Origin of the sequence: Lysobacter sp. CFH 32150, from assembly GCF_022758295.1 — a bacterium.
Lineage (GTDB): Bacteria > Pseudomonadota > Gammaproteobacteria > Xanthomonadales > Xanthomonadaceae > CFH-32150.
Map to the genome: position 1 here is coordinate 147,240 of NZ_JALDWJ010000002.1, position 25,687 is coordinate 172,926.

Here is a 25,687-nt window from a genome sequence, read left to right on the forward strand (position 1 = left end):
GCCACGCGTGGCCTGGGCAATCGCATCAGCCGGATTTCGCGGCAGGCTTGGCCGGCCGTGGCGCCTTCAGGGCGCGTTCGATGGCATCGATGACCACCTTGTCGTCGGGTTTGGTGCGGGTGCCGAAGCTGGCCAGCACCTGGCCGTCGCGACCGATCAGGTACTTGTGGAAGTTCCAGGAGGGCGCTTCTCCGGTGGCCTTGGCCAGATCGCGATATAGCGGCGTGGCCTCATCGCCCTTGACGTGGACCTTCTCGAACATCGGGAACTTGACGCCATAAGTCAGTGTGCAGAACTTCTGGATCTGCTTTTCGTCGGCGTATTCCTGGTTCATGAAATCGCCGGAAGGAAAGCCGAGCACGGAAAAACCCTCGCCCTTGTATTTGGCGTGCAAGGCTTCCAACGCCTCGAATTGCGGGGTGAAACCGCATTTGCTCGCGGTGTTCACCACCAACAGCACCTTTCCGCCGTGCGCCTGTTGCAGGTTCACCGGAGCCTTGCCGGCCAAGGGACGGTAGCTGCGGTCCAGCAATCCGCTGCCGGCCATGACCATGCCAGCGGCCAGCAGAAAGCCAATCGAACACACCATGCGTAGCTGGAACCGGGGCATCGGCATTTCTCCTGGGGAATTGTCGCAAGCCCGATCTTATTGGAAAGGCGGCGTCCGACCCGTCAGGGGCCGCCACCTATGCCATCAGTTGGGTCGAAAGTCGTTGACTGGGTGTAATCTGGTGTTATAGTTGCCTACAACACCGATCACCCAGAGCAGGACGTTCACCATGAACCGCAAGCTCCACAACACGGTCGCCGCGCTACTCGCCACCACCGGCATGCTGGTCCTGGCCCTGATTGCGGCCAGCCCGATGCCGCTGCAGCCAGCAGCCACGGCCCCAGCGTTCGCCCAGGCCTCCGCGAACAAGGTGGACAGGGTCGAAGCAACCGCCCGCAACATCGAGGCACGGGCCAAGCTCCTCGAAAGCCGCCTTGCCAAGACTACCGAAGCCGCCGATGCAGTGGCCCAAGTCGCTGCCTTCGCCGCCGAAGCTGCCACCCTCGCCGTGCTGGCCGAAACGTTCGATGGCGGTTCCGCCCAAGCCGCGAGTGTGTCGAAGCCGGCGGAACAGACACCGATCCGCCGCAGCCGCCAATCCGTGGCGATGCCGTATTTCTCGTTCGCACCCCGGGGCTGAACCATGACCGCAATCGAATGGAGCGATGGCGCTCCCATCTACCGCCAGCTGAAAGAGCGCGTCGTCGCAATGATGCTCGACGGCCTGCTCAAGCCCGGCGATGCCCTGCCCTCCGTGCGGCAGGTCGCGGCCGAGTATCGGCTGAATCCAATCACCGTTTCGCGCGCCTACCAGGAACTCGCGGACGAGGCACTCGTAGAAAAACGTAGGGGATTAGGCATGTACGTCATGGAAGGGGCATCCGAAAAACTACTCGCCAGCGAACGCGAACGCTTCCTGCGCGAAGAATGGCCATTGGTGCTGGAACGCATCCAGCGCCTGGGCCTGTCGCTGGAAAAACTGCTGCGTGGCAATGGGGGTGCGCAATGAACGCCGCTCTCAAGAACGTTGCAATTGAGGGCACTGATAAGAGCGGTGCAGACACCGTCGTCAACGCCCGCGGCCTGCGCAAGCAGTACAAGAACAAGCTGGCGCTGGACAACACCGCGTTCGACATCGAAACCGGCAAGATCGTCGGTCTGATCGGCCCCAATGGCGCCGGCAAGACCACCGCGCTCAAGGCCATGCTCGGCCTGATTCCGTTCGATGGCGACCTGCGCGTGCTCGGGCTCGATCCACGCACCCATCGCGACGAACTGATGAACCAGGTCTGCTTCATCGCCGACGTCGCCGTGCTGCCGCGCTGGATCAAGGTCAAGGAGGCGATCGAGTTCGTTGCCGGCGTGCATCCGCGTTTCGACCGCAAGAAGTGCGAGGGCTATCTCGCCCATACCCAGCTCAAGCCGGGCATGCGAGTGCGCGAATTGTCGAAGGGCATGATCGTGCAGCTGCACCTGGCTCTGGTGATGGCGATCGACGCCAAGCTGCTGGTTCTCGACGAGCCGACCCTCGGCCTCGACATCCTCTACCGCAAGCAGTTCTACCAGCGCCTGCTGGAAGATTATTTCGACGAGAACAAGACCATCCTGATCACCACGCACCAGGTCGAGGAGATCGAACACATCCTCACCGACGTGATGTTCATCCGCGACGGCAAGATCGTGCTGGACGCACCGATGGACGCTGTCGGCGAACGCTTCGTTGAAGTGCTGGTCAACGCCGACGCCACGGATGCAGCGCGTGCGCTGAAACCGATCGACGAGCGCGCCCTGCCGTTCGGCAAGACCGTGATGCTGTTCGACAACGTTCCGCTCAGCCAACTCGCCGCATTCGGCGAAACCCGCACGCCGGGCCTGGCCGATCTGTTCGTCGCCACCATGAAAGGGACCTACGCATGAACGCTGTCGTCGAAACCCGTAAGCCTGTGATGGCGCCGCACGCCACCCACAAGTTCAAACTGCTGCTCAAACGTGAGTTCTGGGAGCACAAGGGCGGCTTCTTCTGGGCGCCGCTGGTCGCCGGCGGCATCTCCATCCTGCTGACGCTGATGGCGATCGTGGTCGGCGAAGTGGCCGCCCGCAAGGCGATCGCGTCCGGCAAACTCGACGGCATCGCGGCTAAGGCCACGTCCGACGGCGTGACGATCAACGGGCTCGATCTGGGCGCGCTCAGCGAGCGTCTTGGTCCGGAAGAGATGCGTCACCTCGCCGGCGGTATCGACCTGAGCATGCTGCTGGCTTCGACTTGGCCCTTCATCGTGCTGGCCTTCGTGGTGTTCTTCTACTGCCTCGGCGCGCTCTACGACGAACGCAAGGACCGCAGCGTGCTGTTCTGGAAATCGCTGCCGCTGTCCGACACCGAAACCGTGCTCTCGAAGGCAACCAGTGCGTTGCTGGTGGCCCCGACCCTCGCCGTCGGCGCGGCGGTTGCGACGATGTTCGCCTTTCTCCTGCTGATCAGTGGAGTTGCGCTGATGCATGGCGGCAATCCGTTCCAGCTGATCTGGGGTCCAGGCAGCCCGCTGGACAATGCCGCTCTGCTGGTGGCCAGCATCCCGGTGTACGCACTGTGGGCGCTGCCGACGGTGGGCTGGTTGTTGCTCTGCTCGGTCTGGTCGCGCAGCAAGCCGTTCCTGTGGGCGATCATGATCCCGGTGTTCGCCGGCATCTTCGTCACCTGGTTCGACCTGATGCAGATGTTCAACCTGGAAACGATCTGGTTCTGGAAGAACATCGTGGGCCGCGCGCTGTTGAGCGTCTGGCCGGGCTCGTGGATCGACGTCGCCACCTTCGAGCACGCCAACGTCGACGGTCCCGAATCGGTCCGCCAACTGCTCAACATCAAATCGATGTACTCCACGCTGCTGACCCCGCAGCTGTGGATCGGCGCGATCGCCGGCGCCGGGATGATCTTCGCCGCGATCCGCCTGCGCCGCTGGCGCGACGACAACTAAGCCGCTTTGTCATCGAGCCGCATGAGGACACCATGAAGACGACCTACGCCATCGCTACCGCCCTGCTCGCCAGCCTCCCGCTGCTGGCCTGCAGCAAGCCGCCGGCAGCGCCGGCACCGCCTGCGGCCGGACAATCGGCCGCGCCGCAGACGGTGTTCGGCAAGGCCGCCGACAGCGCCATCGCCAAGGCGCGCGAGGAACTCGCCAGTGGCAATATCACCCTCGGCCACAACATCAATATCAATGGCCATGACCTCGGCGATGGGCCGGATGGACGGCCCAAGGCCGAGATCACGCCCCGGGGTGATTTCCTGATCGACGGCCAGCCCATCGCGATCTCGCCTGCACAACGTGCACTGCTGCTGCAGTATCGCCACAACGTCATCGATATCGCCGACACCGGCATGGCCATCGGCGTCAAGGGCGCGGACCTGGCCGGCAAAGCGATGAAGGAAGCCTTGTTCGGTGTCATCACCGGCAACACCGACAAGGTCGAGCAGAAGCTCGAGGGTGAAGCCAAGGCGCTGGAGGCCGACGCCCAACGGCTGTGCCAGCACCTGCCGACGTTGTTGGCCACGCAAGGCAAGCTGGCCGACGCGCTGCCCGAGTTCGTGCCTTACGCGACGATGACGCAGAAGGACATCGACGATTGCGGCAAGGAAGACAGCATGAGCGACGCCGAACGCGCGCGCGTCCGCGATGAGATCCGCGACGGCATCCGCGAAAGCATCCGCGGGTCAGTGCGCGGTGCGGTGCAGGCTACTGCATCGAACGAAACCACCGAGGCCGCGCAAGCCACCGATATGGCCAAGCCCACCACATCCAACCAATGAAGTGCGGCACGCGCGGGGGGCTCAGCCTCCCGCGCCACCACCGCGGATTCCGCCCTTCGTCAATGCACCCGGATCGAGCAGCTTGCGCAGCTCCTTCTCTGGCAGCCCGCTCATCTCACGCGCCACATCCAGTACCGGCCGACCTTCGACATAGGCACGCTTGGCGATCGCCGCCGCCTTCTCGTAACCGATGATCGGATTGAGTGCGGTCACCAGGATGGGATTGCGCGCAAGCGCCTCCTGTACGTTGCCGCGACGCACCTTCAGGCCGGCGATCGCGGAATCGGCCAGCAGACGCATCGCATTTGACAGCAGGCGAATCGAATCGAGCAGGTCGTACGCGATCAGCGGCAGCATCACGTTGAGCTGGAAGTTGCCGGATGCGCCCGCGATGCTGATCGCGGCGTGATGCCCCATCACCTGCACGCAGACCATACAGGTGGCTTCGGGGATCACCGGATTGACCTTGCCCGGCATGATCGAGCTGCCCGGCTGCAACGCCGGCAATTCGATCTCGCCCAGGCCAGCCAGCGGCCCGGCGTTCATCCAGCGCAAATCGTTGCTGATCTTCATCAATGCCACGGCGAGCGCATTGAGCTGGCCGGACAGTTCGACCGCATCATCCTGCGCAGCGATCCCCTCGAACTTGTTTCCGGCCGATTCGAACTTCGTGCTTGCCAATGCCGACAATGCCTTCGCCATCGCTTTGCCGAAGCGTGGATCGGCATTGATGCCCGTACCGATCGCGGTCCCTCCGATCGGCAGCCGCCGCAGGCGTTTCGACGCATCCTGGATGCGACCTTCGGCGGAAGCGAGTTGTGCCGCCCACGCGCCGAACTCCTGGGCGAAGGTCAGCGGCATCGCATCCATCAGGTGGGTGCGGCCGGTCTTGGTGATCTTGTCGAGCGACTTGCCACGGCGCTCGATGGTCTTGCGCAGGTGTTTGAGCGACGGCAGCAATTGTTCGGCCACCGCCAGCTGCGCCGATACCCGGATCGCGGTTGGGATCACGTCGTTGGAACTCTGGCCGAAGTTGACGTGATCGTTCGGATGCACGACGAACTTGTTTCTACCGCCGGCCTTGCCGGAACGCGTTGCCAGCGTCGCGATCACCTCATTGGCATTCATGTTGCTCGAGGTGCCCGAGCCGGTCTGGAACACGTCGATGGGGAATTGCGCGTCGTGCGCGCCGCCGGCGACTTCCAGCGCGGCCTTGCGGATCGCAGCGGCCTGCGCCTTCGGCAACTCCCCGAACCCGGCGCTGACTTCGGCGGCCGCGGCCTTGATCAGCCCGAGCGCCCGGATGAAGTCGCGAGGCAATGGCTGGCCGGAAATCGGGAAATTGTCGACCGCACGCTGGGTCTGCGCACCCCACAGCGCGTCGGCGGGTACCCGCAGCTCGCCCATGCTGTCGCGTTCGAGGCGGAATCCGCTGTTCTTGGCCATTGCCGACCACTCCTTGATCCGATCGGCCGAGCTTATACCCGCGACCGTTTAGAATTACGCATCCTTTCGCCGTCCCCACACCATGTCCGACGCCCAACTGCTCGCCTTGTCCCCGCTCGATGGCCGCTATGCCGGCAAGGTCGACGCGCTACGTCCGATCTTCTCCGAGTTCGGCCTGATCAAGGCACGGATCAAGGTCGAGGTGGAATGGCTGCTGGCGCTGGCGAATGAACCGGGCATCGTCGAACTCAAGCCGTTCTCCGCTGCCGCCGCGGCCCGCCTGCGCGCACTCGCTGCCGACTTCTCGACCGCCGATGCTGCGAGGGTCAAGGAGATCGAGCGGACCACCAACCACGACGTCAAGGCGGTCGAGTACCTGATCAAGGAACGGCTGAAGAACGACACCGAGCTCGCTCCTGCACTGGAATTCGTGCACTTCGCCTGCACCAGCGAAGACATCAACAACCTGAGCTACGCGCTGATGCTGGAAGAAGCCCGCGCGACGGTGTTGATGCCGGCGTTCGATGGCGTCATCGCCAGCCTGCGCAAGCTGGCCCACGCGCAGGCGGCGCAGCCGATGCTCTCGCGCACACACGGGCAAACGGCCTCGCCCACCACCCTGGGCAAGGAAATCGCCAACGTCGTCGCGCGCCTCGAACGCCAGCGCAAGCAGATCCTCGCGGTCGAGTTCACCGGCAAGATCAATGGCGCGGTCGGCAACTACAACGCCCACGTCGTTTCCTATCCGGACGTGGACTGGCCCGCATTCGCGCGCCGCTTCGTCGAAAGTCTCAAGCTGGTGTTCAACCCCTACACCACCCAGATCGAGCCGCACGACTGCGTGGCCGAAGTCGGCGACGCGGTGCGTCGCGCCAACACCATCCTGATCGACCTGTCGCGCGACATCTGGGGTTACATCTCGCTCGGTTACTTCAAGCAGAAGCTGAAGGAAGGCGAAGTCGGTTCGAGCACCATGCCGCACAAGGTCAACCCGATCGATTTCGAAAACGCCGAAGGCAACTTCGGCATCGCCAACGCGTTGTTCGAGCACTTCAGCGCCAAGCTGCCGATCAGCCGCTGGCAGCGCGACCTCACCGATTCCACCGTGCTGCGCGCGCTCGGCACCGCCTTCGGCCACACGCTGGTGGCACTCGATTCGCTGGCCAAGGGCATCGGCAAGCTGACCGTCGCGCCGGAACGGCTCGATGCCGACCTCGACGCAGCCTGGGAAGTGCTGGCCGAAGCCGTGCAGACCGTGATGCGTCGCCACGGCCTGCCCAATCCTTACGAACAATTGAAAGCGCTGACCCGCGGCCACGGCATTACCGAGGCTTCGATGCGCGAGTTCATCGCCACCCTCGAATTACCGGCCGACGCCAAGGCGCGTTTGCTGGCGCTGGCGCCGGCCGGTTACATCGGGCTTGCGGAAAAACTCGCGAAGGACATCTGACGCAGGCGTCGATTCCTTGGAATCGATGCCGCCGGCTCAGGCGGCCTTGGCAGCCTTGATCAACCCTTCAGCCTGCATCGCCGCCTGGACTGCCGGGCGCGCCGCGACGCGTTGCTGGAACACCGTCAATGCGGAAAATTCCGACAGGTCGAGCTCGGCCCCCTTCGCCCAGTTGGTGACCACAAAGAGGTAGGCATCGGCCACGGTGAAGGTGTCGCCCTGCAGCCACGATTGTTGCGCCAGCTTCTTGTCGAGCAGGTCGTAGCGCTTGCGCAGGTAGGCCTTGCGTTCGTCGCGTACTTCGGCGGACGTCGCCGGATTGAACAGCGGGCTATAGCTCTTGTGGATCTCGGAATTGATATATCCGAGCGTCTCCTGCAGGCGCGAGCGCGCCAGCGTGCCGTTCGCCGGTGCCAGGCCGCTCTCCGGCTTCAGGTCTGCCAGATACTGCAGGATGGCCGGGCCTTCGGTCAGCACCTCGCCGTCATCAAACTCCAGCGCGGGCACGTAGCCCTTCGGAGTGACTTCCAGGTAGTCGCGTCCGGTTTCGGTGCGTTTGGCTTTGGTATCGACCTTCTCGATCGAAAGATCGATACCGGCTTCATGGGCGACGATGTGCGATGCAAGCGAGCAGACGCCGGGAGCGTAATAAAGCTTCATGCAAAGGTTTCCTCTTCTTGGGGGAGTGGGGACAAACTGTTGTAAGGCAGCTCGGACAACAGCGATTGCATCAACGCCACTGCGCTGCGGTGGCGGAGATTGGGGGCGACCTGGCCGCTCCACAGCGACACCAGGTCGGTGCGGCCTGCGGCGATGGCGGCCGGGCGCAGTTTCGAGAGGAACCAGCTGGTGATCGGGAATGGCGGCAGCTCCGCGAGGCGCTGCTCCTCGGTCCAGCGATTGCGAACGCCACGCGCGAGGCGTCCAGTGAAGGCGCGGGTCAGCGTGGTGTGCTGCGCGCGCTCACTGAAGAGCACATCGCGGTGCGCGCTGGTGGTGCCGGATTCTTCGCAGGCGAGGAACGCCGTGCCGATCTGCACCGCCTGAGCACCGAGCGCGAGCGCGGCGCGGATGCCGCGGGCATCGACGATGCCACCCGCGGCGATCACCGGCGCTTTCACGCGATCGCTGACCAACTGCACCAGCGTCAGCGTGCCCATCAGCGATTCCTCGGCGGGCGCGAGGAAAGACGGACGATGACCGCCGGCTTCGGCGCCAGTTGCCACGATCAGGTCGACGCCGGCGGCATCGAGTGCCTGAGCTTCGGCAATCGAAGTCGCCGCGCCGATGGTGGCAATACCGCGACGGCGGCATTCGGCCAGGATCGTTTCTGATGGGATACCGAATACGAAACTGAAAGCCGGCGGCCGGGCTTCCAACAACGCTTCGATCTGCATATCGAATGACGGATGGCCACGCTCGAAGCGCTCGGGCTTGGCCACGCCGAGTTCGCGGAAATACGGTTCGAACAGGCGCCAGCCGTGCTCGAACGTGGCGTCATCCAGATCCAGCCCGCCGGCATCGTGATCGGACACCCACAGGTTCATGGCGAACGGCTGCGACGTCAGCGCACGGATGTCGTTGGCCACCCGCCCGATGTCGCCGGGTTGCAGCATGTGCGCACCGAACGAACCCAGCCCGCCGAGATTCGAAACCGTCGCGGCGAGTTTCGCCGTCGACAAACCACCGCCGAACGGCCCCTGGATGATCGGATGTTCGATGCCCAGGCGACTCGTCGCCTCGTTTTTACCGCCGTGCTCCATGCCGCAGCCCCAGGAAATGGTCGAGGGGCGTATCCTATCCATACCAGGTTACTAACGGATACCTCATAACTGGTGGTTAGCAACAGAATGTGGTATCCATCCGGTAACCAGGAAATCTCCATCCCAAAAACAGGTTGTGTCGCACGCATGGGCCTGCCGCTCAGAAAAAGCAAAGTCGACGCGCCGCCGCCGATATGCCCGCTCACAGAGTGCATGTCGCTGCTGCGTGGCGCGTGGGCCCCGAATGTCATCTGGTACCTCAGCGCCGGCCCGCGCCGCTTCGGCGAGTTGCGCCACGACATCCCGCGCATCTCCGCGCGCGTGCTGAGCGCGCGCCTGCGCGAACTCGAAGGCAAGGGCCTGATCGGGCGGCGCGTGCTGGCGACTTCGCCGCCGTCGGTGGAATACACGTTGACCGCACTGGGCCACGAGCTGATCCCTGCGATCAAGGCCATCGTCGAGGTCGGCACCAAGCTCAAGGCCCAAGTGCACACAAAGCGTAGACCCGCCGGCAAGTAGGGTCTGCCAGTAAAATCGGCCTGATCCCCCGCTGCATAGGACGTGGCACGCATCATGAAGCTATTGCTCAACATCGATGTGGCGGACCTCGCCGCCGCGGAACGGTTCTATACGCATGCCTTCGGACTGCACCCAGGGCGGCACTTCGGTGAAGACGCACTGGAGTTGCTCGGCGCCCAGATACCGATCTACCTGCTGCACAAGCACGCCGGCAGCATCGGCGCCGGCGCTTCGACGCGCGACTATCTGCGCCACTGGACACCACTGCATGTCGATGTCGTGGTCGACGATCTCGACAGCGCGCTGATCCGCGCAGTTGCAGCAGGCGCGATCCAGGAGGGCGCGGTGCGCGAAGCCGGCTGGGGCCGCATCGTGCAGCTGGCCGATCCGTTCGGCCACGGCTGGTGCCTGCTGCAATTCGAAGGCCGTGGCTACGACGAGATCGCGACGCCATGAAGAAGGCTTCCACGTCGAAAGCCGCGCTGCTGCCGCTCGAAGTCGATGCCGCGACCCTGCCCCCGCTCGGCATGCCACCGGCGCAGTTCCTGCGCGATTACTGGCAGAAGCAGCCGCTGCTGATCCGCAACGCCTTTCCCGGCTTCATTTCACCGATGTCGCCGGAAGACCTTGCCGGCCTGGCCTGCGAGGAGACCGCGCTGTCACGGCTGGTCGCGCATGACCGCGCCAGCGACAAGTGGCTGCTGCGCCATGGCCCGTTCGAGGAAGCGATGTTCCCGCAACTCGGCGACCACGACTGGACGTTGCTGGTCCAGGACGTGGACAAGTGGGACATGGACGTCGCCGCACTGCTGCCGGCATTCGACTTCCTGCCTCGCTGGCGCATCGACGACGTGATGGTGTCGTTCGCCGCGCCTGGCGGTTCGGTCGGCGCGCATGTCGATCAATACGACGTCTTCCTGCTGCAGGCGGAGGGTCACAGGCGCTGGCAGATCGATGCGCGTCAGGCTCTTGGACAAGAAGCCCCACCGACGGCATTCCGCGACGACGTCGAGCTGAAATTGCTGCGCGAGTTCCACCCGAGCCACGATTGGGTGCTCGGCCCGGGCGACATGCTCTACCTGCCACCGGGCGTACCGCACCACGGCGTGGCCGAGGACGCCTGCCTGACGTTTTCGATCGGCATGCGCGCACCGTCAGCCGCGGAGTTGCTCGGCGATTTCGTCGATACCCTGGCCGCCGAAGCCGACGAGGCGCTGCGTTACCGCGACCCTGACCTGGCCCCGGCTGGCGACCCGAACGAGATTGATGCTGCCGCCATGACGCGAGTCGTTGCAGCCCTGAACGCATTGCGGATGAACGACCCCGACCGCCTCGGTGACTGGTTTGGCCGCTTCATCACGTTATATCGGAGTGCAGGCGAACTGGCGCCGCTGCAGACGCCGCCCCCCCGGATCGAGGTCGAATGGGACCTCGGCCATGGCGCGCAGCTGCTGCGCCATCCGTGGTCGCGGATGGCATGGCGCAAGGCCGGCAAAGGGGCGCGTTTGTACGTCAGCGGTCGCGAACTGGCATTGCCGGCGCGCGATGCGCAGCGGCTGGCGGCGGCAAGCGCCATCGATGGCGCGATCTACGCCGCGTTGTCGCAGGCCGGTCGCGATGCGGTGATCGAATTGTTCGCCAGCGGCCACTATCAGATGCAACTGGACGAGGAAGAATGAGCACCGACACCCTCCAACCGTTCCGCGTCGACACCATCGAATACGAGCGCGGCATGGCCGAGTTGCGCGCAGTGCGCGAGATCGTGTTCGTGCAGGAGCAAAACGTCCCGGTGGAAGAAGAATGGGACGCGCTCGACCCGCATTGCGTGCACGTACTCGCGCGTGCACTCGACGGCACGCCGATCGGCACCGGCCGGCTCACTCCGGAGCACAAGATCGGGCGCATGGCCGTGCTGGAGGAATGGCGCGGCAAAGGCGTCGGCGATGCGCTGCTGATGGCGCTGATCGGCGAGGCCCAGCTGCGTGGCTGGCGCGAAGTGGCGCTCAATGCCCAGGTGTCGGCCATCGATTTCTACGCCCGCCATGGCTTCGTGCCCTATGGTGAACGCTTCTGGGAAGCCGGCATCGAACACCAGGCGATGCACCGCGCGCTGTCCGGGCCGACTGCGATCGAGGATCGCGAATCGGCCATCGCGGTCACCAGCGCCCTGATCGCCTCGGCTCGTCGTTGCCTTTGGATCTACAGCCGCGAACTCGATCCCAGCCTGTTCGACGCACCGGAAATCATCGACGCGCTGCGTCGCTTCGGCACCGCCGGCCGCGGCAACGAGGCGCGCTTCCTGTTGCAGGACGCGGCCACGCCGCAACGCGCGCATGCACCGCTATTACTGCTGGCGCAACGGCTGCCGAGCGTGTTCCTGTTCCGCGAGGTCGCCGAGCAGATCGATCGCGACTATCCCTCCGCCTACGTCGCCAATGACGCCGGGGGCTACTACTTCCGCAGTCTCGGCCACCGTTTCGACGGCGAGGCCGACCTGCACTCTCCCGGACGGGCGCGGCAGCTACGCGGCGCGTTTACCGCGGTTTGGGAGCGCGCGCGGCTAGTGACCGAATATCGCGCTCTTGGGATTTGAGCCCTCTCCCACCGGGAGAGGGGTTGGGGTGAGGGGCGAAGAAGCGATAGTTCTCAAACCCCGCGATCGAACTCGGCAAGTCCCGCGGCAAGCTTCAACATCCTTGCTCCGCCGCCCCTCATCCGCCCTCCGGGCACCTTCTCCGCTGGGAGAAGGGAAAGCACAGCAACGTCATTTGATGCAGCGCGGCAACAGCTCCGGCTATAATTCCAGACCTTTCGCGCCCACCTTACGGACGCACCGACGTGGACCAAAAATCCCGTCGGATCAGCCGCTTGCCCTCATTTAGAGCTTCCCGACGCCATAGTGGACAGTCTCCTGAAGCAGTTTGCCCAGTCCTCGCAACTCGGCGCCAATGCCGCTTTCATCGAGGATCTATACGAGCAGTACCTGGTCGCCCCCGACAGCGTCGGGGCGAAATGGAAAGCCTATTTCGACGCGCTGAAAGGCCGCGAAGCCGGTGACATCCCGCATTCGGTGGTGATCGACCAGATCGCCGTCGCCGGGCGTCGTGCCGCACGCGGCATGCTCGACGGTGGCGGCACCAGCGCGGCCGGTGACGAGCGTGAACGTGCGGTAGGCAAGCTGATCACCGCCTATCGATCGCGCGGGCACCTTGCCGCCAACCTCGACCCGCTGGGCATGATGATCATGCCGGCAGCGCCGGACCTGGCGCTGGGCTTCCATCGCCTCTCGGAGAGCGACCAGAACACCGAGTTCAGCACCGGCGGCGTGGCCGGACGCGAGCGGATGAAGCTCGGTGACCTGCTGAAGCTGCTCAAGGCCACGTACACCGGCTCGATCGGCGCCGAGTTCATGCACATCACCGACGCCGAGCAACGGCGTTGGGTGTACGAACGCCTGGAAACCGCCGCCGGCAACTACGGTCGCTCGCCGGAGGCCAAGGTGCGCATCCTCGAGCGCCTGAGCGCGGCCGAAGGCCTGGAACGCTACCTGCACACCAAGTACGTCGGCCAGAAGCGTTTCTCGCTGGAAGGCGGCGACAGCCTGATCCCCTTGCTCGACGTCATGATCCGTCGCGGCGGCGAAGCCGGCGTCAAGGAAGTCGTGATGGGCATGGCTCATCGCGGCCGCCTCAACGTACTGGTCAACACGCTCGGCAAGTCGCCGCGCAAGTTGTTCGACGAATTCGAAGGCAAGTTCGAACACGTCGGGGGCGACATCGCCCACACCGGCGACGTGAAGTACCACATGGGTTTCAGCGCCGACATCGGCACGCCCGGCGGTCCCGTGCACCTCGCACTCGCATTCAACCCCTCGCACCTGGAAATCGTCGATCCCGTGGTTGTCGGCAGCGTACGCTCACGGCAGACCCGTCGCGGCGACAAGGAACGCAAGACAGTGTTGCCGGTGCTCCTGCACGGCGACGCTGCGTTCGCCGGCCAGGGCGTGGTGATGGAGCTGTTCCAGATGTCGCAAGCGCGCGGTTTCGCCGTTGGCGGCACCATCCACGTTGTCATCAACAACCAGGTTGGTTTCACCACCAGCGCCGCCGAAGACGCACGCTCCACGCTGTACTGCACCGACGTCGCCAAGATGGTCGGCGCGCCGATTCTGCATGTGAACGGCGACGATCCTGAAGCCGTCGTGTTCTGCGCCGAACTCGCTTTCGATTTCCGCCAGCGCTTCGGCAAGGACGTGGTCATCGACCTCGTCTGCTACCGCCGCCATGGCCACAACGAGGCCGATGAGCCGGCGGCGACGCAGCCGCTGATGTACCAGAAAATCCGCGCCCACAAGACGACGCGCGAGTTGTACGCCGACCGCCTCGCCGCCGAAGGCAGCGTCACCGCCGAGGCCGCCAAGGCCGTGGTCGACGCCTACCGCGACAAGCTCGACGCCGGTGAAGTCACTACCGAACTGGTACAGGTCAAGGCCGACGAATTCACCGTCGACTGGAGCAAATACCTCAGCGGCAAGCTGGTGGACAAGACCGATACGACAGTCAAGCGCGCTGCGCTGGACAAGCTCGCCGCGGCGATCAATGCGATCCCGGACACAGTCAAACTGCATCCGCGCGTCGCCAAGATCTATGAAGACCGCCGCAAGATGGCGGCTGGTGAACAAGCGGGCGACTGGGGGTTCGCCGAGAACCTCGCCTACGCAACGCTGCTTGAGGAAGGCTACAAGCTGCGCCTGGTCGGCCAGGACTGCGGCCGCGGCACGTTCTTCCATCGCCACGCGGTGCTGCACGACCAGAACACCGACGCTTACTACTTGCCGCTGCGCCAGCTGGTGCAGAACCCGCAGAGCGTCACCATCATCGATTCGCTGTTGAGCGAAGAAGCGGTGATGGCGTTCGAATATGGTTTCGCCACTGCCGATCCGATGACGCTCGATATCTGGGAAGCGCAGTTCGGCGACTTCGCCAACGGCGCACAGGTTGTCATCGATCAGTTCCTGTCCTCGGGCGAAGCCAAGTGGGGCCGTCTGTGTGGCCTGGCGTTGTTCCTGCCGCATGGTTACGAAGGGCAAGGCCCTGAGCACAGCTCGGCACGCCTGGAGCGCTTCCTGCAGCTGTGCGCGCTCGACAACATGCTGGTGTGCGCGCCGACGACACCGGCGCAGGCCTTCCACATGATCCGCCGCCAGCAGCGCATGACCACGCGCAAGCCGCTGGTGGTGATGACGCCGAAATCGCTGCTGCGCCACAAGCTGGCGGTATCGTCGCTCGATGAACTCGCCAACGGCACGTTCCAGCGTTTGATCCCCGACACCACTGCGAACGCCAAGAAGGCCAGGCGCGTTGTGGTCTGTTCCGGCAAGGTCTACTACGATCTGCTGGAAGAAGCGCAGAAGCAGGGCCTCGACGACGTCGCGATCATCCGCGTCGAACAGTTGTACCCGTTCCCGCGTTCCGAGCTGGTCGAAGAGTTGAAGCGCTTCGCCGCCGTCAAGGAAGTGGTGTGGTGCCAGGAAGAGCCCCAGAACCAGGGCGCCTGGTACCAGATCCAGCATCACCTCCGCAGCTGCCTGCAGCCGAAACAGACGCTGCATTACGCCGGCCGCGCGCGCTCACCCTCGCCGGCCGCCGGCCACTTCGCCGAGCACGTCGCCGAACAGACCCAACTCGTCGCCGATGCGCTGGTCAACGCCTGCAACGGCGACCAGTGCGCGGAATAACTTTTCTACTTCATTCGAATTAATTTCTAGGACGCCGAAATGGCCATCGAAGTCAAAGTCCCGGTTCTGCCCGAATCCGTTTCCGACGCCACCATCGCCGCTTGGCACAAGAAGGCGGGCGACGCGGTCAAGCGCGACGAGAACCTGCTCGACCTCGAGACGGACAAGGTCGTGCTCGAAGTGCCCTCGCCGGTCGATGGCGTGCTCAAGGAACTCAAGTTCGAAGCCGGCGCCACCGTCACCAGCCAGCAAGTCATCGCGGTGATCGAGGAAGGTGCCGTCGCTGCCGCTGCGCCGGCCAAAACCGAAGCGCCGAAGGCTGCCGAGCCCGCCAAGGCTGCGGCACCCGCTGCCGCCAAGATCGAGGCGCCGAAGGCTGCTGCCGGCGCGGCTGATCTGCCGCCGGGCGCGCGCTTCACCGCGGTGAAGGAAGGCATCGATCCGTCGCAGGTCGAAGGTACCGGCCGTAAGGGTGCGGTCACCAAGGAAGACCTCATCAATTACGCCAAGTCCCCTGTGCCTGCTGGCACGCGCCCGGAAGAGCGCGTGCCGATGACGCGCATGCGCGCGCGCATCGCCGAACGCCTGATGCAATCGAAGAACTCGATCGCGATGCTGACCTCGTTCAACGAAGTCAACCTCGGCAAGGTCATGGCGATGCGGAAGGAGCTGGGTGAGGCCTTCGAGAAAGCCAACGGCATCAAGCTCGGCTTCATGAGCTTCTTCGCCAAGGCCGCGGCGAACGCGCTGCAGCGTCATCCGATCGTCAACGCATCGGTCGACGGCAACGACGTGATCTACCACGGTTATGCCGACATCTCGATCGCCGTATCGACCGACAAGGGCTTGGTCACGCCGGTCGTGCGCAACGTCGATCGCCTGGGCTTCGCCGAAATCGAAGCGCAGATCGCCGAGTACGCCAAGAAGGCGCGCGACGGCAAGCTCGGCCTGGAAGACCTCCAGGGCGGCACCTTCACCATCACCAACGGCGGCACCTTCGGCTCGCTGATGTCGACGCCGATCGTCAATCCGCCGCAGTCGGCGATCCTCGGCATGCACGCGATCAAGGAACGCGCGATCGTCGAGGGCGGCGCCGTCGTCGCCGCGCCAATGATGTACATCGCGCTGAGCTACGACCACCGCATCATCGATGGCAAGGACGCGGTGCTGTTCCTGGTCGATATCAAGAACCAGCTCGAGAATCCGCACCGCATGCTGCTTGGCATGTAATTGCTTTGAACCCCTCTCCCAGCGGCGCCCGAAGGGTGTCCAGAGGTGAGAGGGGTTGGGGTGAGGGGTGACGAAGCACTGATACTCAAGCGGTAACAAGGGTGAATAGCCCGCATCGCAATCTGCTGCTAGCACCGCTCCGCCGCCCCTCATCCGCCCTTCGGGCACCTTCTCCCGAGGGGAGAAGGGAAAGACAAAGGACAAGAAAACAATGAGCGAGCAATTCGACGTAGTCGTCATCGGCGCCGGCCCTGCCGGCTACCACGCCGCGATCCGTGCCGCGCAACTCGGCCTGAAGACCGCGTGCATCGACGCAGCGCTCGGCAAGGACGGCAAACCGGCACTCGGTGGCACCTGCCTGCGCGTCGGCTGCATCCCGTCGAAGGCGCTGCTCGACAGCTCGCGCCAGTTCTACAATCTGCAGCACCTATTCGGCGAGCACGGCATCACCACCAAGGACGCGAAGATCGACGTCGCGACCATGGTCGGCCGCAAGGACAAGATCGTGAAGCAGTTCACCGGCGGCATCGCGATGCTGTTCAAGGCGAACAAGGTGACGCCGTACTACGGCTTCGGCACGCTCCATGCCGGCAACGTCGTCAAGGTGAAACAGCATGATGGTTCCGAAGTCGAACTGAAGGCGACGAACGTCATCCTTGCCGCCGGTTCGGACTCGATCGAACTGCCGTTCGCCAAGTTCGGCGAACACATCGTCGACAACGTCGGCGCGCTCGACTTCACCGCCGTGCCGAAGCGCCTTGGCGTGATCGGCGCGGGCGTGATCGGCCTCGAGCTGGGCAGCGTGTGGAAGCGCCTCGGCAGCGAAGTCACCATCCTCGAAGCCCTGCCCGACTTCCTCGCCGCCGCCGATGCCGAAGTCGCGAAGACCGCCGCGAAGGAATTCAAGAAACAGGGGCTCGACATCCGCCTCGGCGCCAAGGTCAGCAAGGCCGACGTCAAGAAGGATGGCGTGCACGTCACCTACGCCGACACCAAGGGCGAGCAGGCGATTGTGTTCGACAAGTTGCTGGTCTCGGTCGGCCGTCGCGCCGCCACCAAGGGCCTGCTGGCCGAAGGCACGGGCGTCAAGCTCGATGCGCGCGGCATGATCGAAGTCGACGAGCACTGCCACACCGGCGTCGACGGTGTCTGGGCGATCGGAGACTGCGTGCGCGGTCCGATGCTGGCGCATAAGGGTTTCGAGGAAGGCATCGCAGTCGCCGAGCTGATCGCCGGCCTGCCGGGCCACGTCAACCTCGACACCATTCCGTGGGTGATCTACACCGAGCCGGAAATCGCCTGGGTCGGCAAGACCGAACAGCAGCTCAAGGCCGACGGTACCCCGTACAAGACCGGCAGCTTCCCGTTCGCTGCGATCGGACGCGCGGTGGCGATGGGCGAGCCGGCTGGCTTCGTCAAGGTGATCGCGCACGCTGAAACCGATCGCGTGCTCGGCATGCACCTGGTCGGCGTGGGCGTGTCCGAGCTCGTGCACGAAGGCGTGCTGACCATGGAATTCCACGGTTCGGCCGACGACCTCGCCCGCATCTGCCACGCGCACCCGACGTTGTCGGAAGCGATCCACGACGCCGCCATGGCGGTGGACAAGCGCGCGATTCATAAGGCCAACTAACATTGGCCTTATGAACACCCAAAGTTTGCTGCGCAAACTTCGGGGCCCGAAATTGCAGGCCATACCCGCCCTTTCGCGCCTACGGCGCGAACCGCCCCTAACTTAGGGGCTAGGGCCAACAGCCGATCGCGACGGAGATCCATGCAGGCAGTCTGCGTCTATTGCGGCTCCAACGCTGGCAGCAAGCCGGCTTACGCCGAGCGCGCCATCGCACTCGGCACGCGTCTTGCGCAGGAAAAACTCACGTTGGTCTATGGCGGGGGCAACGTCGGCCTGATGGGCACCCTCGCGGACGCCGCACTCGAAGCCGGCGGCGAAGTCATCGGCGTGATCCCCGAGCAACTGGTCGGCTGGGAAGTCGCCCACCACGACATCACCCGCCTCGAAGTCGTCGCCAACATGCACGAGCGCAAGGCACGCATGTTCGATCTCAGCGATGCCTTCATTGCCCTGCCCGGCGGCTTCGGCACGCTGGACGAGATGTTCGAGATGCTGACCTGGCGCCAGCTCGGCCTGGGCGACAAGCCTTGCGCCTTCCTCGACGTCGATGGTTTCTACGCGCCGCTGATCGCGATGATGGACCGCATGGTCGAAGAACGCTTCCTGCACGCCGACCAGCGCCGTGACCTGTGGCACGGCGATGATATCGACGACCTGTTCGCGTGGATGCGCGCCTACCAGCCGGCGCGGTCTTCGAAATGGCTCGACCAGAAACGGCGCGGGGATTTGCGCTAGTTTGCTCTTGCCGTCATCCCAGCGAAGGCTGGGATCCATTTTGACCTTTCGCCCTTATTCGTGACCCGCACGATTCAGCCAGCTGTATACATCCTCGCCAGTGCAATACGCGGCACGCTCTACGTGGGTGTGACATCTGATCTGATTCAGCGTGTCTGGCAGCACAAGAATAACCAAGTCGATGGATTTACCAAGCAATACCGAATCCATGGCCTTGTTTGGTACGAACTTCACGGCACCATGGACTCGGCGATCCTACGGGAAAAGGCCATCAAAGCCTGGAAGCGGACGTGGAAGATCGAGTTGATTGAATCCGGGAACCTGGACTGGCGCGATCTGTATCCAGATATCATCTGAAGCAAGGTCAAAATGGATTCCAGCTTTCGCTGGAATGACGAGCAAAAGCATGGCAATTCCCGTACGTTTCAACGCCTTCCGCATCCACAACGATGCCACCGGCTACCGCAGCGGCATCGAGTCGATCGCGCTTGACGATCTCGCACCCGGCGAAATCGTCATCAAGACCGCCTATTCCTCGGTCAACTTCAAGGATGCGCTCGCCGGCACCGGCCAAGGCAAGATCCTGCGGAAATTCCCGCTGGTCGGCGGCATCGATGTCGCCGGGCATGTCGTCGCGTCGACCGATCCGAAATTCAAGGAAGGCGACGCAGTGCTGGTCACCGGGTGTGGGTTGAGCGAGACCCGCGATGGCGGTTATTCCGAATACGCGCGGATCGAATCGCAATGGGCGATTCCACTCCCGCAAGAGTTGAGCCTGCGCGAAAGCATGATCCTCGGTACCGCTGGCTTCACTGCAGCGCTGGCGTTGTTCCGCATGCGTGAGAACCGGCAGACACCGGAGCTTGGCCCGCTGGCCGTGACCGGCGCGACCGGCGGCGTCGGTTCGCTGGCGATCGACATCTTCAGCCGTGCCGGCTTCGAAGTGCATGCGATCAGCGGCAAGACCAAACACACCGACTACCTGCATTCGGTCGGTGCCGCACAGGTACTCGGACGGGATGCGCTTGCGACCACGAAACCGATGGAATCCGTCCGTTTCGGCGGCGGCCTCGATAACGTCGGTGGGCCGATGCTGGCCAGCCTGCTCGCGCAGACCGCCCCCTACGGCAACGTCGCCAGCGCCGGCCTGGCGGCGACCCATGCGCTCGACACAACCGTGATGCCGTTCATCATCCGCGGCGTGTCGCTGCTGGGCGTGGCCTCGGCGGGCACCGCGCGCGATATCCGGGAAGCCGTCTGGCAGCACCTGGCCAGCGACTGGAAGCCGGCGCACCTGGAACGCATCTGCACCCGCGAAGTCGGGCTGGAGCAGTTGCCCGAAGTGTTCGCCACCATGCTGGCGGGCGGCTCGCTCGGACGGACGGTCGTTGCGGTTTGACCTGCTCCGTATGGTCAACAGGCCCACCTTGCGGTGTCGTGTCCGACCGCTACAATCGACTCGTACTCTTGGGGACCACAGATGGCACGCATCCTGATCGTCGACGATTCACCTTCCCAGTTGATGGGCATCCGGCGCATCGTCGAAAAACTCGGTCATGAGGCCTTGACCGCCGAAGACGGCGCCGCCGGCGTCGAAGCGGCCAAGCGCGAACTGCCCGACTTGATCCTCATGGATGTGGTAATGCCCAACCTCAACGGGTTCCAGGCGACGCGCTCGATTTCGCGCGAACCCACGACCAAGCACATCCCGATCGTGCTGGTGACAACAAAGGACCAGGACACCGACCGCGTCTGGGGCATGCGCCAGGGCGCCAAGGCCTACATCACCAAGCCATTCAGCGAAACCGAACTGGCGGACATGATCCAGCAGATGCTGGGCGCCTGACTTCGCAGCGAAACCTCACGCGCGACGCCAGTCGTCGCCAAACGCGTCGCGCATCATCCGGTAAGCCTCGCGCTGCGTGTCGTTGTGGACGCGCGGCGCCAGCACTTCCAATTCGACGATCTGATCGCCAGGCGGCGTGCCTGGCAGCCCGCGTCCGCGCAGGCGCAGCTTGCGCCCGGCTTCGGAATCGGCCGGGATCTTCAGCTCGACCGGCCCACCCAGCGTTGGCACGCTAACGGTGGCACCGAGCGCCGCCTCCCAAGGGGCGACTGCCAACACATGGACGATGTTGCGACCGTCGACTTCGAATCGTGGGTGGGCGGCGTATTCGATTTCAAGCAACAAGTCGCCTTGCGCGCCCTGTCCGGCCAGCCTGATCACCTGCCCCGGTCGCACGCCCTTGGGCACGCGCACATCCAGGGTCTTACCGTTGATCCCGATGCGCACGCTGCCGCCTTCGTAGACCGCTTCCAGCGGCACCGCGAGTTTCGCTCGCGTGTCGCCACGCGGTTGCGGGCCCCGCCCCGGCTGCTGGCCGAAACCGCCGCGCTGACGCCCGAATAGCGATTCGAAGAAATCGCTGAAACCACCCCCGGCGCCTCCGCCGGCGAAGATTTCCTCGAAATCGAATCCGCCAGGACCGCCACCGAAGCCACCCGGCGGCGGCTGTACTTCATCGCCGGGTCGATAACCGCGTGCGCGCAACCGGTCGTAGGCCGTACGTTTCTGCGGATCGCGCAACGCCTCGTACGCTTCGTTGATCGCCTTGAATTTTTCCTCGGCGCCGGCTTCCTTGCTGACGTCCGGATGGTATTTGCGCGCCAGGCGTCGATACGCGGTCTTGATCTCCGCCTCGCCCGCACCGGGTTCGACGCCGAGGATTTCGTAGTAGTCCTTGAATTGCATGCGTGGCCATCCGCGACAAAGAATCTGGCCCGCGACAGGTCGACGCGGGCCAGAAGATTAACGCAGCGAAGGACTGCAGCGCGTCAGTGCGGCGACGTCTTCGGTGCGTCGATCGCAGGACGCTCTTCCTCGTAGCGCCCCACCTGGATGCGCCGGGGCGCGGACTCAGGCCGCTTGGGAATGGTGATTTCCAGCACTCCGTTGCGGCCGTGGGCCTGGATACCCTCCGGATCGGCGCTGTCAGGCAGCGCAAAACGGCGATGGAAGCTGCCGTAACGACGTTCGATGCGCGAGAAGCGGTCGGTCTGTTCGGACGTCTCGCTGCTGCGTTCACCCTTGATCGTAAGCAGGCCCTTGTCCATCGATACTTCGATGTCATTGGGATCGATGCCTGGCAGATCGGCGTACAGCACGAAACGGTCGTTCTCTTCCTTGACGTCTACCCGCGGCACCCACTGGCTGGTGACCACGGAGCTGTCGTCGGAACCGGCCTGGTCGAAGAGACTGCCTTCGAACAGGCGGTCGAACGCCTGCTTCATTTCGTTCTGCAAGGACGCCTGGCCCGGCCACTGGCGGTAACGGACGATACTCATCGCATACACCTCCTATTCGTTGAACCTTGGCTTGGACACGACGGCAATCGCCGTCCGGAATCAGATGCGAACGAGCGGCGGCGTTTCAAGATTCTTGACGCGGATTTATCGGTTCGCGTCTAAACTGCGTTCATCCAAAGGGAGAACTGCATGACCATCCAAGCCGGCGACCGCCTGCCCGAAATCCCGCTGCAACGCATCCGCGAAGGCGTCGAAACCATCGACACCCGTACCCTGTTCGACGGCAAGAAGGTGGTGCTGTTCGCTGTGCCCGGCGCATTCACTCCAACCTGCTCCGAGCGCCACCTGCCGAGCTTCGTCGAGCACTTCGACGAATTCCGCGAAAAGGGCATCGATGTGGCCTGCATGTCGGTCAATGATCCCTTCGTGATGCAGGCCTGGGGCAAGAGCCAGGATGTGCCGGATGGCCTGATGATGCTGGCCGACGGCAACGGCGACTTCACCCGTGCACTCGGCCTGGAAATGGACGCCAGCGCCTACGGGATGGGTACGCGCTCGCGGCGTTTCGCGCTCTATGCCGAGGACGGCGTGGTCAAACAACTGCATGTCGAAGCCCCTGGCGAATACCGGGTGTCTTCAGCCGAATACGTGCTATCGCAGCTGGCATGATCTGACCCAGGTAAGTCACGTTCGCAAGCAAAACGGGCGGCCAATGGCCGCCCGTTTTTTGTTTCAGCATCACATAGCGATCATTGCAGCGGCGGAGCGGACTCACCTTGGGTGTCGACCGCTGTAATCGCCTCGACTTCGTCATCGAGCGAAGCATCGACGCGCTCCACCGCCTGCAGGTTCTCGTCCGCAGCCAGGCGGATCAGGGTCACGCCCTGGGTATTGCGACCGACCTGCGAGATTTCCGCGGCGCGCGTGCGCACCAGGGTGCCGCCGTCCGAGATCAGCAGCACCTCATGGTGGTCGCTGAGCTGGATCGCACCGACCAGCTTGCCGTTGCGGGCGGTGGTCTGCAGTGCGATCACGCCCTGGGTGCCGCGGCCCTTGCGTGGATACTCGGTCGCTGGCGTGCGCTTGCCGAAGCCTCGCTCGCTGGCGGTAAGGATGTCGCCGTCACCTTCGATCACGATCAGGCTGCGCACTTCCTCGCCCGCGGTCAGGCGCATGCCACGGACGCCAGTCGCGGTGCGGCCCATCGAACGTACTTCGTTCTCGGCGAAGCGCACACCCTTGCCGTTGCTGGCGAACAGCATGATGTCGCGGGTGCCATCGGTCAGGGCGACGCCCACCAATGCATCGCCCTCGTCGAGGTTGATGGCGATCTTGCCGCGCTGCAGGCGGAACGCGAACTCCGTCAGCGGCGTCTTCTTCACCGTGCCGTCGCGGGTGGCGAAGAACACGTAACGATCGTCGCGGTACTCGCGTACCGGTAGAACCGCCTGCACCTGCTCGCCAGATTCGAGCGGAATCCAGTTGATGATCGGACGGCCGCGCGCATTCGGACCGGCGTCGGGCAACTGATGCACCGGCAGCCAGAACACACGGCCGGTACTGGTGAAGGTCAGCAACGTGTCGTGGGTGTTGACCAGCCACAGCTGGTCGATGAAGTCCTCTTCCTTGGTCGCCACAGCGCTGCGGCCCTTGCCGCCGCGCTTCTGTGCGCGATAGTCGCTGGCCGGCTGACGCTTGGCATAACCCGCATGCGACAGCGTGACCACGACGTCTTCCGGCGCGATCAGGTCGAGGATGTCGAGGTCTTCCTCGCTGGCCCGGATCTCGCTGCGACGCGCATCGCCGAATTCTTCCTTGACGTTGCGCAGCTCGGTTCGGATCACATCGAGCAGGACGTTGGGGTTCTCGAGGATCTCGATCAGGCCGCGGATTGTTTCCAGCAGCAGCTTGTATTCCTCGGTCAGCTTGTCCTGCTCCAGCCCGGTCAGGCGGTGCAGGCGCATCTCGAGGATCTGCTGGGCTTGGGTTTCGGTGAGCTGGTAGCGACCGTCGACCAGGCCGACGCCATTCGGCAGGTCTTCCGGACGCGACGCTTCTGCACCCGTTGCAGCCAGCAGCGCGCCGACCAGACCCGGCTCCCAGGTGCGCGCGAGCATGCGGTCGCGGGCTTCGTTCGGGTTCGCCGAGGTCTTGATCAGCTCGATCATCTCGTCGATGTTGGCGAGCGCGACCGTCAGGCCTTCGAGGATGTGCGCACGCTGGCGCGCCTTGCGCAGGTCGAAGATGGTGCGGCGGGTCACCACCTCGCGGCGGTGGCGGATGAACGCCTCGAGGATCTGCTTGAGGTTCAGCAACTGCGGGCGGCCATCGACCAGCGCCACCATGTTGATGCCGAACACCGACTCCATCTGCGTCTGCTGGTAGAGGTTGTTGAGCACGACCTCGGCCGATTCGCCGCGCTTGACCTCGATGTAGATGCGCATGCCGTCCTTGTCGGACTCGTCGCGCAACTCGCTGATGCCTTCGAGCTTCTTTTCCTTCACCAGCTCGGCGATCTTCTCGATCAGCCGTGCCTTGTTGACCTGGTACGGGATCTCGGTGACCGCGATCGCCTCGCGACCGTTGTCATCGTTGACCTCGATCTCGGCGCGCGCGCGCATGCGCACCCGGCCGCGGCCGGTGCGGTAGGCCAGGTGGATGCCGGCGGTGCCGTTGATGATGCCCGCGGTCGGGAAATCCGGGCCTGGGATGTACTGCATCAGGCCGTCGATATCGATCGTCGGCTCGTCGATCAGCGCGATGGTCGCGTCGATCACTTCCGACAGATTGTGTGGCGGGATATTGGTCGCCATGCCGACCGCAATGCCGGCCGAACCGTTGATGAGCAGGTTCGGCACCCGGGTCGGCATGACCGTGGGCTCGAGTTCCTTCTCGTCGTAGTTCGGCTGGAAGTCGACGGTTTCCTTGTCGATGTCCGCCATCAGCTCATGGGTGAGCTTGGCCATGCGCGCTTCGGTGTAACGCATCGCCGCGGCGGAGTCGCCGTCGACCGAACCGAAGTTGCCCTGCCCGTCCACCAGCAGGTAACGCAGCGAGAAGGGCTGCGCCATGCGCACCAGCGTGTCGTACACCGACTGGTCGCCGTGCGGGTGGTACTTACCGATGACGTCACCGACGATACGCGCCGACTTGTAGTACGGCTTGTTGCTGTGCGCACCGAGCTCGTTCATCGCGAACAGGACGCGGCGATGCACGGGCTTCAAGCCATCCCGGACGTCGGGAAGCGCGCGCCCCACGATCACGCTCATTGCGTAATCGAGGTAGCTGCGACGCATCTCGTCTTCGAGGTTGACCGGGATGATTTCCTTGGCGAGTTCGGCCATTCGGATTCCGTTTGCTCAGTTTTTTTATGGCCGCGGATGGGCTGCGGAGGGGTATCCGCAACAGCCCAAACAGGCGGGATCAACAGATGTGAAATTCTAGCATGAAAGCGGCCTGTAAAGTCCGCTTATTCGCACGCAGAAACAATGACTTAGGGGTGTTTTTTAGAGG

Annotated in this window: 25 protein-coding genes; 18 read left to right on the top strand and 7 right to left on the bottom strand. The window is 64.0% G+C overall.

The features are described from left to right. Window positions 1–25: 25 nt before the first annotated feature. The gene (locus MO486_RS04120) at window positions 26–589 is read right to left on the bottom strand and encodes a glutathione peroxidase (RefSeq protein ID WP_242905333.1); all 564 of its coding nucleotides are present in this window, start codon (window positions 587–589) and stop codon (window positions 26–28) included. A 190-nt stretch (window positions 590–779) separates the two neighbouring features. Here MO486_RS04120 and MO486_RS04125 point away from each other — a divergent pair, with 190 nt between their 5' ends. The 5 genes from MO486_RS04125 to MO486_RS04145 are packed head-to-tail and all read left to right on the top strand — an operon-like array spanning window position 780 to window position 4,355. Next, window positions 780–1,190: a hypothetical protein gene (locus MO486_RS04125; RefSeq protein ID WP_242904787.1), complete on the top strand. Its 411-nt coding sequence runs from the start codon at window positions 780–782 to the stop codon at window positions 1,188–1,190. A 3-nt stretch (window positions 1,191–1,193) separates the two neighbouring features. After that, on the top strand, window positions 1,194–1,559 hold the full coding sequence (locus MO486_RS04130) for a GntR family transcriptional regulator (RefSeq protein ID WP_242904788.1): 366 nt from the start codon (window positions 1,194–1,196) through the stop codon (window positions 1,557–1,559). Further along, on the top strand, window positions 1,556–2,467 hold the full coding sequence (locus MO486_RS04135) for an ABC transporter ATP-binding protein (RefSeq protein WP_242904789.1): 912 nt from the start codon (window positions 1,556–1,558) through the stop codon (window positions 2,465–2,467). The genes MO486_RS04130 and MO486_RS04135 overlap by 4 nt, the downstream gene beginning before the upstream one ends. Further along, window positions 2,464–3,522, top strand: a complete 1,059-nt coding sequence (locus tag MO486_RS04140; RefSeq protein WP_242904790.1) for a hypothetical protein — start codon at window positions 2,464–2,466, stop codon at window positions 3,520–3,522. The genes MO486_RS04135 and MO486_RS04140 overlap by 4 nt, the downstream gene beginning before the upstream one ends. Before the next feature lie 32 nt (window positions 3,523–3,554). Then, the gene (locus tag MO486_RS04145; RefSeq protein WP_242904791.1) at window positions 3,555–4,355 is read left to right on the top strand and encodes a YggN family protein; all 801 of its coding nucleotides are present in this window, start codon (window positions 3,555–3,557) and stop codon (window positions 4,353–4,355) included. Between the two features lie 21 nt (window positions 4,356–4,376). Here the strand turns inward: MO486_RS04145 and MO486_RS04150 are convergent, their stop codons facing one another. After that, window positions 4,377–5,801: a class II fumarate hydratase gene (locus MO486_RS04150; protein ID WP_242904792.1), complete on the bottom strand. Its 1,425-nt coding sequence runs from the start codon at window positions 5,799–5,801 to the stop codon at window positions 4,377–4,379. A gap of 82 nt (window positions 5,802–5,883) precedes the next feature. Here MO486_RS04150 and purB point away from each other — a divergent pair, with 82 nt between their 5' ends. Further along, entirely contained in the window at window positions 5,884–7,251 is a 1,368-nt protein-coding gene (purB, locus tag MO486_RS04155; RefSeq protein WP_242904793.1) for an adenylosuccinate lyase, read from the top strand. Window positions 7,252–7,287: 36 nt separating this feature from the next. Here purB and gstA read toward each other — a convergent pair whose 3' ends face one another. Together gstA and MO486_RS04165 are read right to left on the bottom strand one after the other, a co-directional pair. Then, complete coding sequence (gene gstA, locus MO486_RS04160) at window positions 7,288–7,911, bottom strand: glutathione transferase GstA (RefSeq protein WP_242904794.1); 624 nt, start codon at window positions 7,909–7,911, stop codon at window positions 7,288–7,290. Beyond that, the gene (locus MO486_RS04165; RefSeq protein ID WP_242904795.1) at window positions 7,908–9,056 is read right to left on the bottom strand and encodes a nitronate monooxygenase; all 1,149 of its coding nucleotides are present in this window, start codon (window positions 9,054–9,056) and stop codon (window positions 7,908–7,910) included. Before MO486_RS04165 ends, gstA begins: the two co-directional genes overlap by 4 nt. A gap of 171 nt (window positions 9,057–9,227) precedes the next feature. Here MO486_RS04165 and MO486_RS04170 point away from each other — a divergent pair, with 171 nt between their 5' ends. From MO486_RS04170 to pilH, 11 genes are all read left to right on the top strand, one after another. Then, window positions 9,228–9,533 (top strand): helix-turn-helix domain-containing protein, encoded by a 306-nt coding sequence (locus MO486_RS04170; protein WP_242904796.1) that lies wholly within the window; start codon window positions 9,228–9,230, stop codon window positions 9,531–9,533. Between the two features lie 54 nt (window positions 9,534–9,587). Continuing rightward, the gene (locus MO486_RS04175; RefSeq protein ID WP_242904797.1) at window positions 9,588–9,989 is read left to right on the top strand and encodes a VOC family protein; all 402 of its coding nucleotides are present in this window, start codon (window positions 9,588–9,590) and stop codon (window positions 9,987–9,989) included. A gap of 71 nt (window positions 9,990–10,060) precedes the next feature. Continuing rightward, a complete protein-coding gene (locus MO486_RS04180) occupies window positions 10,061–11,212 on the top strand; it encodes a cupin domain-containing protein (protein WP_242905334.1) in 1,152 nt (383 codons plus the stop codon). After that, window positions 11,209–12,126 carry a GNAT family N-acetyltransferase gene (locus MO486_RS04185; RefSeq protein ID WP_242904798.1) on the top strand — a complete coding sequence of 306 codons (918 nt, stop codon included), beginning with the start codon at window positions 11,209–11,211 and terminating at the stop codon, window positions 12,124–12,126. Before MO486_RS04180 ends, MO486_RS04185 begins: the two co-directional genes overlap by 4 nt. Window positions 12,127–12,432: 306 nt before the next feature. After that, window positions 12,433–15,270, top strand: coding sequence for a 2-oxoglutarate dehydrogenase E1 component (locus MO486_RS04190; protein WP_242904800.1), 2,838 nt, complete (start codon window positions 12,433–12,435; stop codon window positions 15,268–15,270). A gap of 39 nt (window positions 15,271–15,309) precedes the next feature. After that, a complete protein-coding gene (gene sucB, locus MO486_RS04195) occupies window positions 15,310–16,500 on the top strand; it encodes a dihydrolipoyllysine-residue succinyltransferase (RefSeq protein WP_242904801.1) in 1,191 nt (396 codons plus the stop codon). Between the two features lie 211 nt (window positions 16,501–16,711). Then, window positions 16,712–18,133: a dihydrolipoyl dehydrogenase gene (gene lpdA, locus MO486_RS04200; protein WP_242904802.1), complete on the top strand. Its 1,422-nt coding sequence runs from the start codon at window positions 16,712–16,714 to the stop codon at window positions 18,131–18,133. Between the two features lie 141 nt (window positions 18,134–18,274). Then, window positions 18,275–18,868, top strand: a complete 594-nt coding sequence (locus tag MO486_RS04205) for a TIGR00730 family Rossman fold protein (RefSeq protein ID WP_242904803.1) — start codon at window positions 18,275–18,277, stop codon at window positions 18,866–18,868. Between the two features lie 60 nt (window positions 18,869–18,928). Further along, window positions 18,929–19,225, top strand: coding sequence for a GIY-YIG nuclease family protein (locus tag MO486_RS04210; protein ID WP_242904804.1), 297 nt, complete (start codon window positions 18,929–18,931; stop codon window positions 19,223–19,225). Window positions 19,226–19,274: 49 nt separating this feature from the next. Continuing rightward, complete coding sequence (locus tag MO486_RS04215; RefSeq protein ID WP_242904805.1) at window positions 19,275–20,267, top strand: YhdH/YhfP family quinone oxidoreductase; 993 nt, start codon at window positions 19,275–19,277, stop codon at window positions 20,265–20,267. Between the two features lie 81 nt (window positions 20,268–20,348). Beyond that, window positions 20,349–20,714, top strand: coding sequence for a twitching motility response regulator PilH (gene pilH, locus MO486_RS04220; protein ID WP_242904807.1), 366 nt, complete (start codon window positions 20,349–20,351; stop codon window positions 20,712–20,714). A 15-nt stretch (window positions 20,715–20,729) separates the two neighbouring features. On the opposite strand, the gene MO486_RS04225 is transcribed toward pilH, so the two are convergent. Continuing rightward, window positions 20,730–21,620: a DnaJ C-terminal domain-containing protein gene (locus tag MO486_RS04225; protein ID WP_242904809.1), complete on the bottom strand. Its 891-nt coding sequence runs from the start codon at window positions 21,618–21,620 to the stop codon at window positions 20,730–20,732. An 83-nt stretch (window positions 21,621–21,703) separates the two neighbouring features. Next, window positions 21,704–22,213, bottom strand: coding sequence for an Hsp20/alpha crystallin family protein (locus MO486_RS04230; RefSeq protein WP_242904811.1), 510 nt, complete (start codon window positions 22,211–22,213; stop codon window positions 21,704–21,706). 150 nt (window positions 22,214–22,363) lie between these two features. Here MO486_RS04230 and MO486_RS04235 point away from each other — a divergent pair, with 150 nt between their 5' ends. Further along, window positions 22,364–22,843 carry a peroxiredoxin gene (locus MO486_RS04235; RefSeq protein ID WP_242904813.1) on the top strand — a complete coding sequence of 160 codons (480 nt, stop codon included), beginning with the start codon at window positions 22,364–22,366 and terminating at the stop codon, window positions 22,841–22,843. Between the two features lie 80 nt (window positions 22,844–22,923). On the opposite strand, the gene gyrA is transcribed toward MO486_RS04235, so the two are convergent. Further along, complete coding sequence (gene gyrA / locus MO486_RS04240; RefSeq protein ID WP_242904815.1) at window positions 22,924–25,518, bottom strand: DNA gyrase subunit A; 2,595 nt, start codon at window positions 25,516–25,518, stop codon at window positions 22,924–22,926. Window positions 25,519–25,687 lie beyond the last annotated feature (169 nt).

Excerpts from the sequence above, each read along its gene's own strand:
- MO486_RS04120 (WP_242905333.1), bottom strand. The coding sequence starts at position 589 with ATGGTGTGTTCGATTGGCTTTCTGCTGGCCGCTGGCATGGTCATGGCC.
- MO486_RS04125 (WP_242904787.1), top strand. The coding sequence starts at position 780 with ATGAACCGCAAGCTCCACAACACGGTCGCCGCGCTACTCGCCACCACC.
- MO486_RS04130 (WP_242904788.1), top strand. The coding sequence starts at position 1,194 with ATGACCGCAATCGAATGGAGCGATGGCGCTCCCATCTACCGCCAGCTG.
- MO486_RS04135 (WP_242904789.1), top strand. The coding sequence starts at position 1,556 with ATGAACGCCGCTCTCAAGAACGTTGCAATTGAGGGCACTGATAAGAGC.
- MO486_RS04140 (WP_242904790.1), top strand. The coding sequence starts at position 2,464 with ATGAACGCTGTCGTCGAAACCCGTAAGCCTGTGATGGCGCCGCACGCC.
- MO486_RS04145 (WP_242904791.1), top strand. The coding sequence starts at position 3,555 with ATGAAGACGACCTACGCCATCGCTACCGCCCTGCTCGCCAGCCTCCCG.
- MO486_RS04150 (WP_242904792.1), bottom strand. The coding sequence starts at position 5,801 with ATGGCCAAGAACAGCGGATTCCGCCTCGAACGCGACAGCATGGGCGAG.
- purB (WP_242904793.1), top strand. The coding sequence starts at position 5,884 with ATGTCCGACGCCCAACTGCTCGCCTTGTCCCCGCTCGATGGCCGCTAT.
- gstA (WP_242904794.1), bottom strand. The coding sequence starts at position 7,911 with ATGAAGCTTTATTACGCTCCCGGCGTCTGCTCGCTTGCATCGCACATC.
- MO486_RS04165 (WP_242904795.1), bottom strand. The coding sequence starts at position 9,056 with ATGGATAGGATACGCCCCTCGACCATTTCCTGGGGCTGCGGCATGGAG.
- MO486_RS04170 (WP_242904796.1), top strand. The coding sequence starts at position 9,228 with ATGTCGCTGCTGCGTGGCGCGTGGGCCCCGAATGTCATCTGGTACCTC.
- MO486_RS04175 (WP_242904797.1), top strand. The coding sequence starts at position 9,588 with ATGAAGCTATTGCTCAACATCGATGTGGCGGACCTCGCCGCCGCGGAA.
- MO486_RS04180 (WP_242905334.1), top strand. The coding sequence starts at position 10,061 with ATGCCACCGGCGCAGTTCCTGCGCGATTACTGGCAGAAGCAGCCGCTG.
- MO486_RS04185 (WP_242904798.1), top strand. The coding sequence starts at position 11,209 with ATGAGCACCGACACCCTCCAACCGTTCCGCGTCGACACCATCGAATAC.
- sucB (WP_242904801.1), top strand. The coding sequence starts at position 15,310 with ATGGCCATCGAAGTCAAAGTCCCGGTTCTGCCCGAATCCGTTTCCGAC.
- lpdA (WP_242904802.1), top strand. The coding sequence starts at position 16,712 with ATGAGCGAGCAATTCGACGTAGTCGTCATCGGCGCCGGCCCTGCCGGC.
- MO486_RS04205 (WP_242904803.1), top strand. The coding sequence starts at position 18,275 with ATGCAGGCAGTCTGCGTCTATTGCGGCTCCAACGCTGGCAGCAAGCCG.
- MO486_RS04215 (WP_242904805.1), top strand. The coding sequence starts at position 19,275 with ATGGCAATTCCCGTACGTTTCAACGCCTTCCGCATCCACAACGATGCC.
- pilH (WP_242904807.1), top strand. The coding sequence starts at position 20,349 with ATGGCACGCATCCTGATCGTCGACGATTCACCTTCCCAGTTGATGGGC.
- MO486_RS04225 (WP_242904809.1), bottom strand. The coding sequence starts at position 21,620 with ATGCAATTCAAGGACTACTACGAAATCCTCGGCGTCGAACCCGGTGCG.
- MO486_RS04230 (WP_242904811.1), bottom strand. The coding sequence starts at position 22,213 with ATGAGTATCGTCCGTTACCGCCAGTGGCCGGGCCAGGCGTCCTTGCAG.
- MO486_RS04235 (WP_242904813.1), top strand. The coding sequence starts at position 22,364 with ATGACCATCCAAGCCGGCGACCGCCTGCCCGAAATCCCGCTGCAACGC.
- gyrA (WP_242904815.1), bottom strand. The coding sequence starts at position 25,518 with ATGGCCGAACTCGCCAAGGAAATCATCCCGGTCAACCTCGAAGACGAG.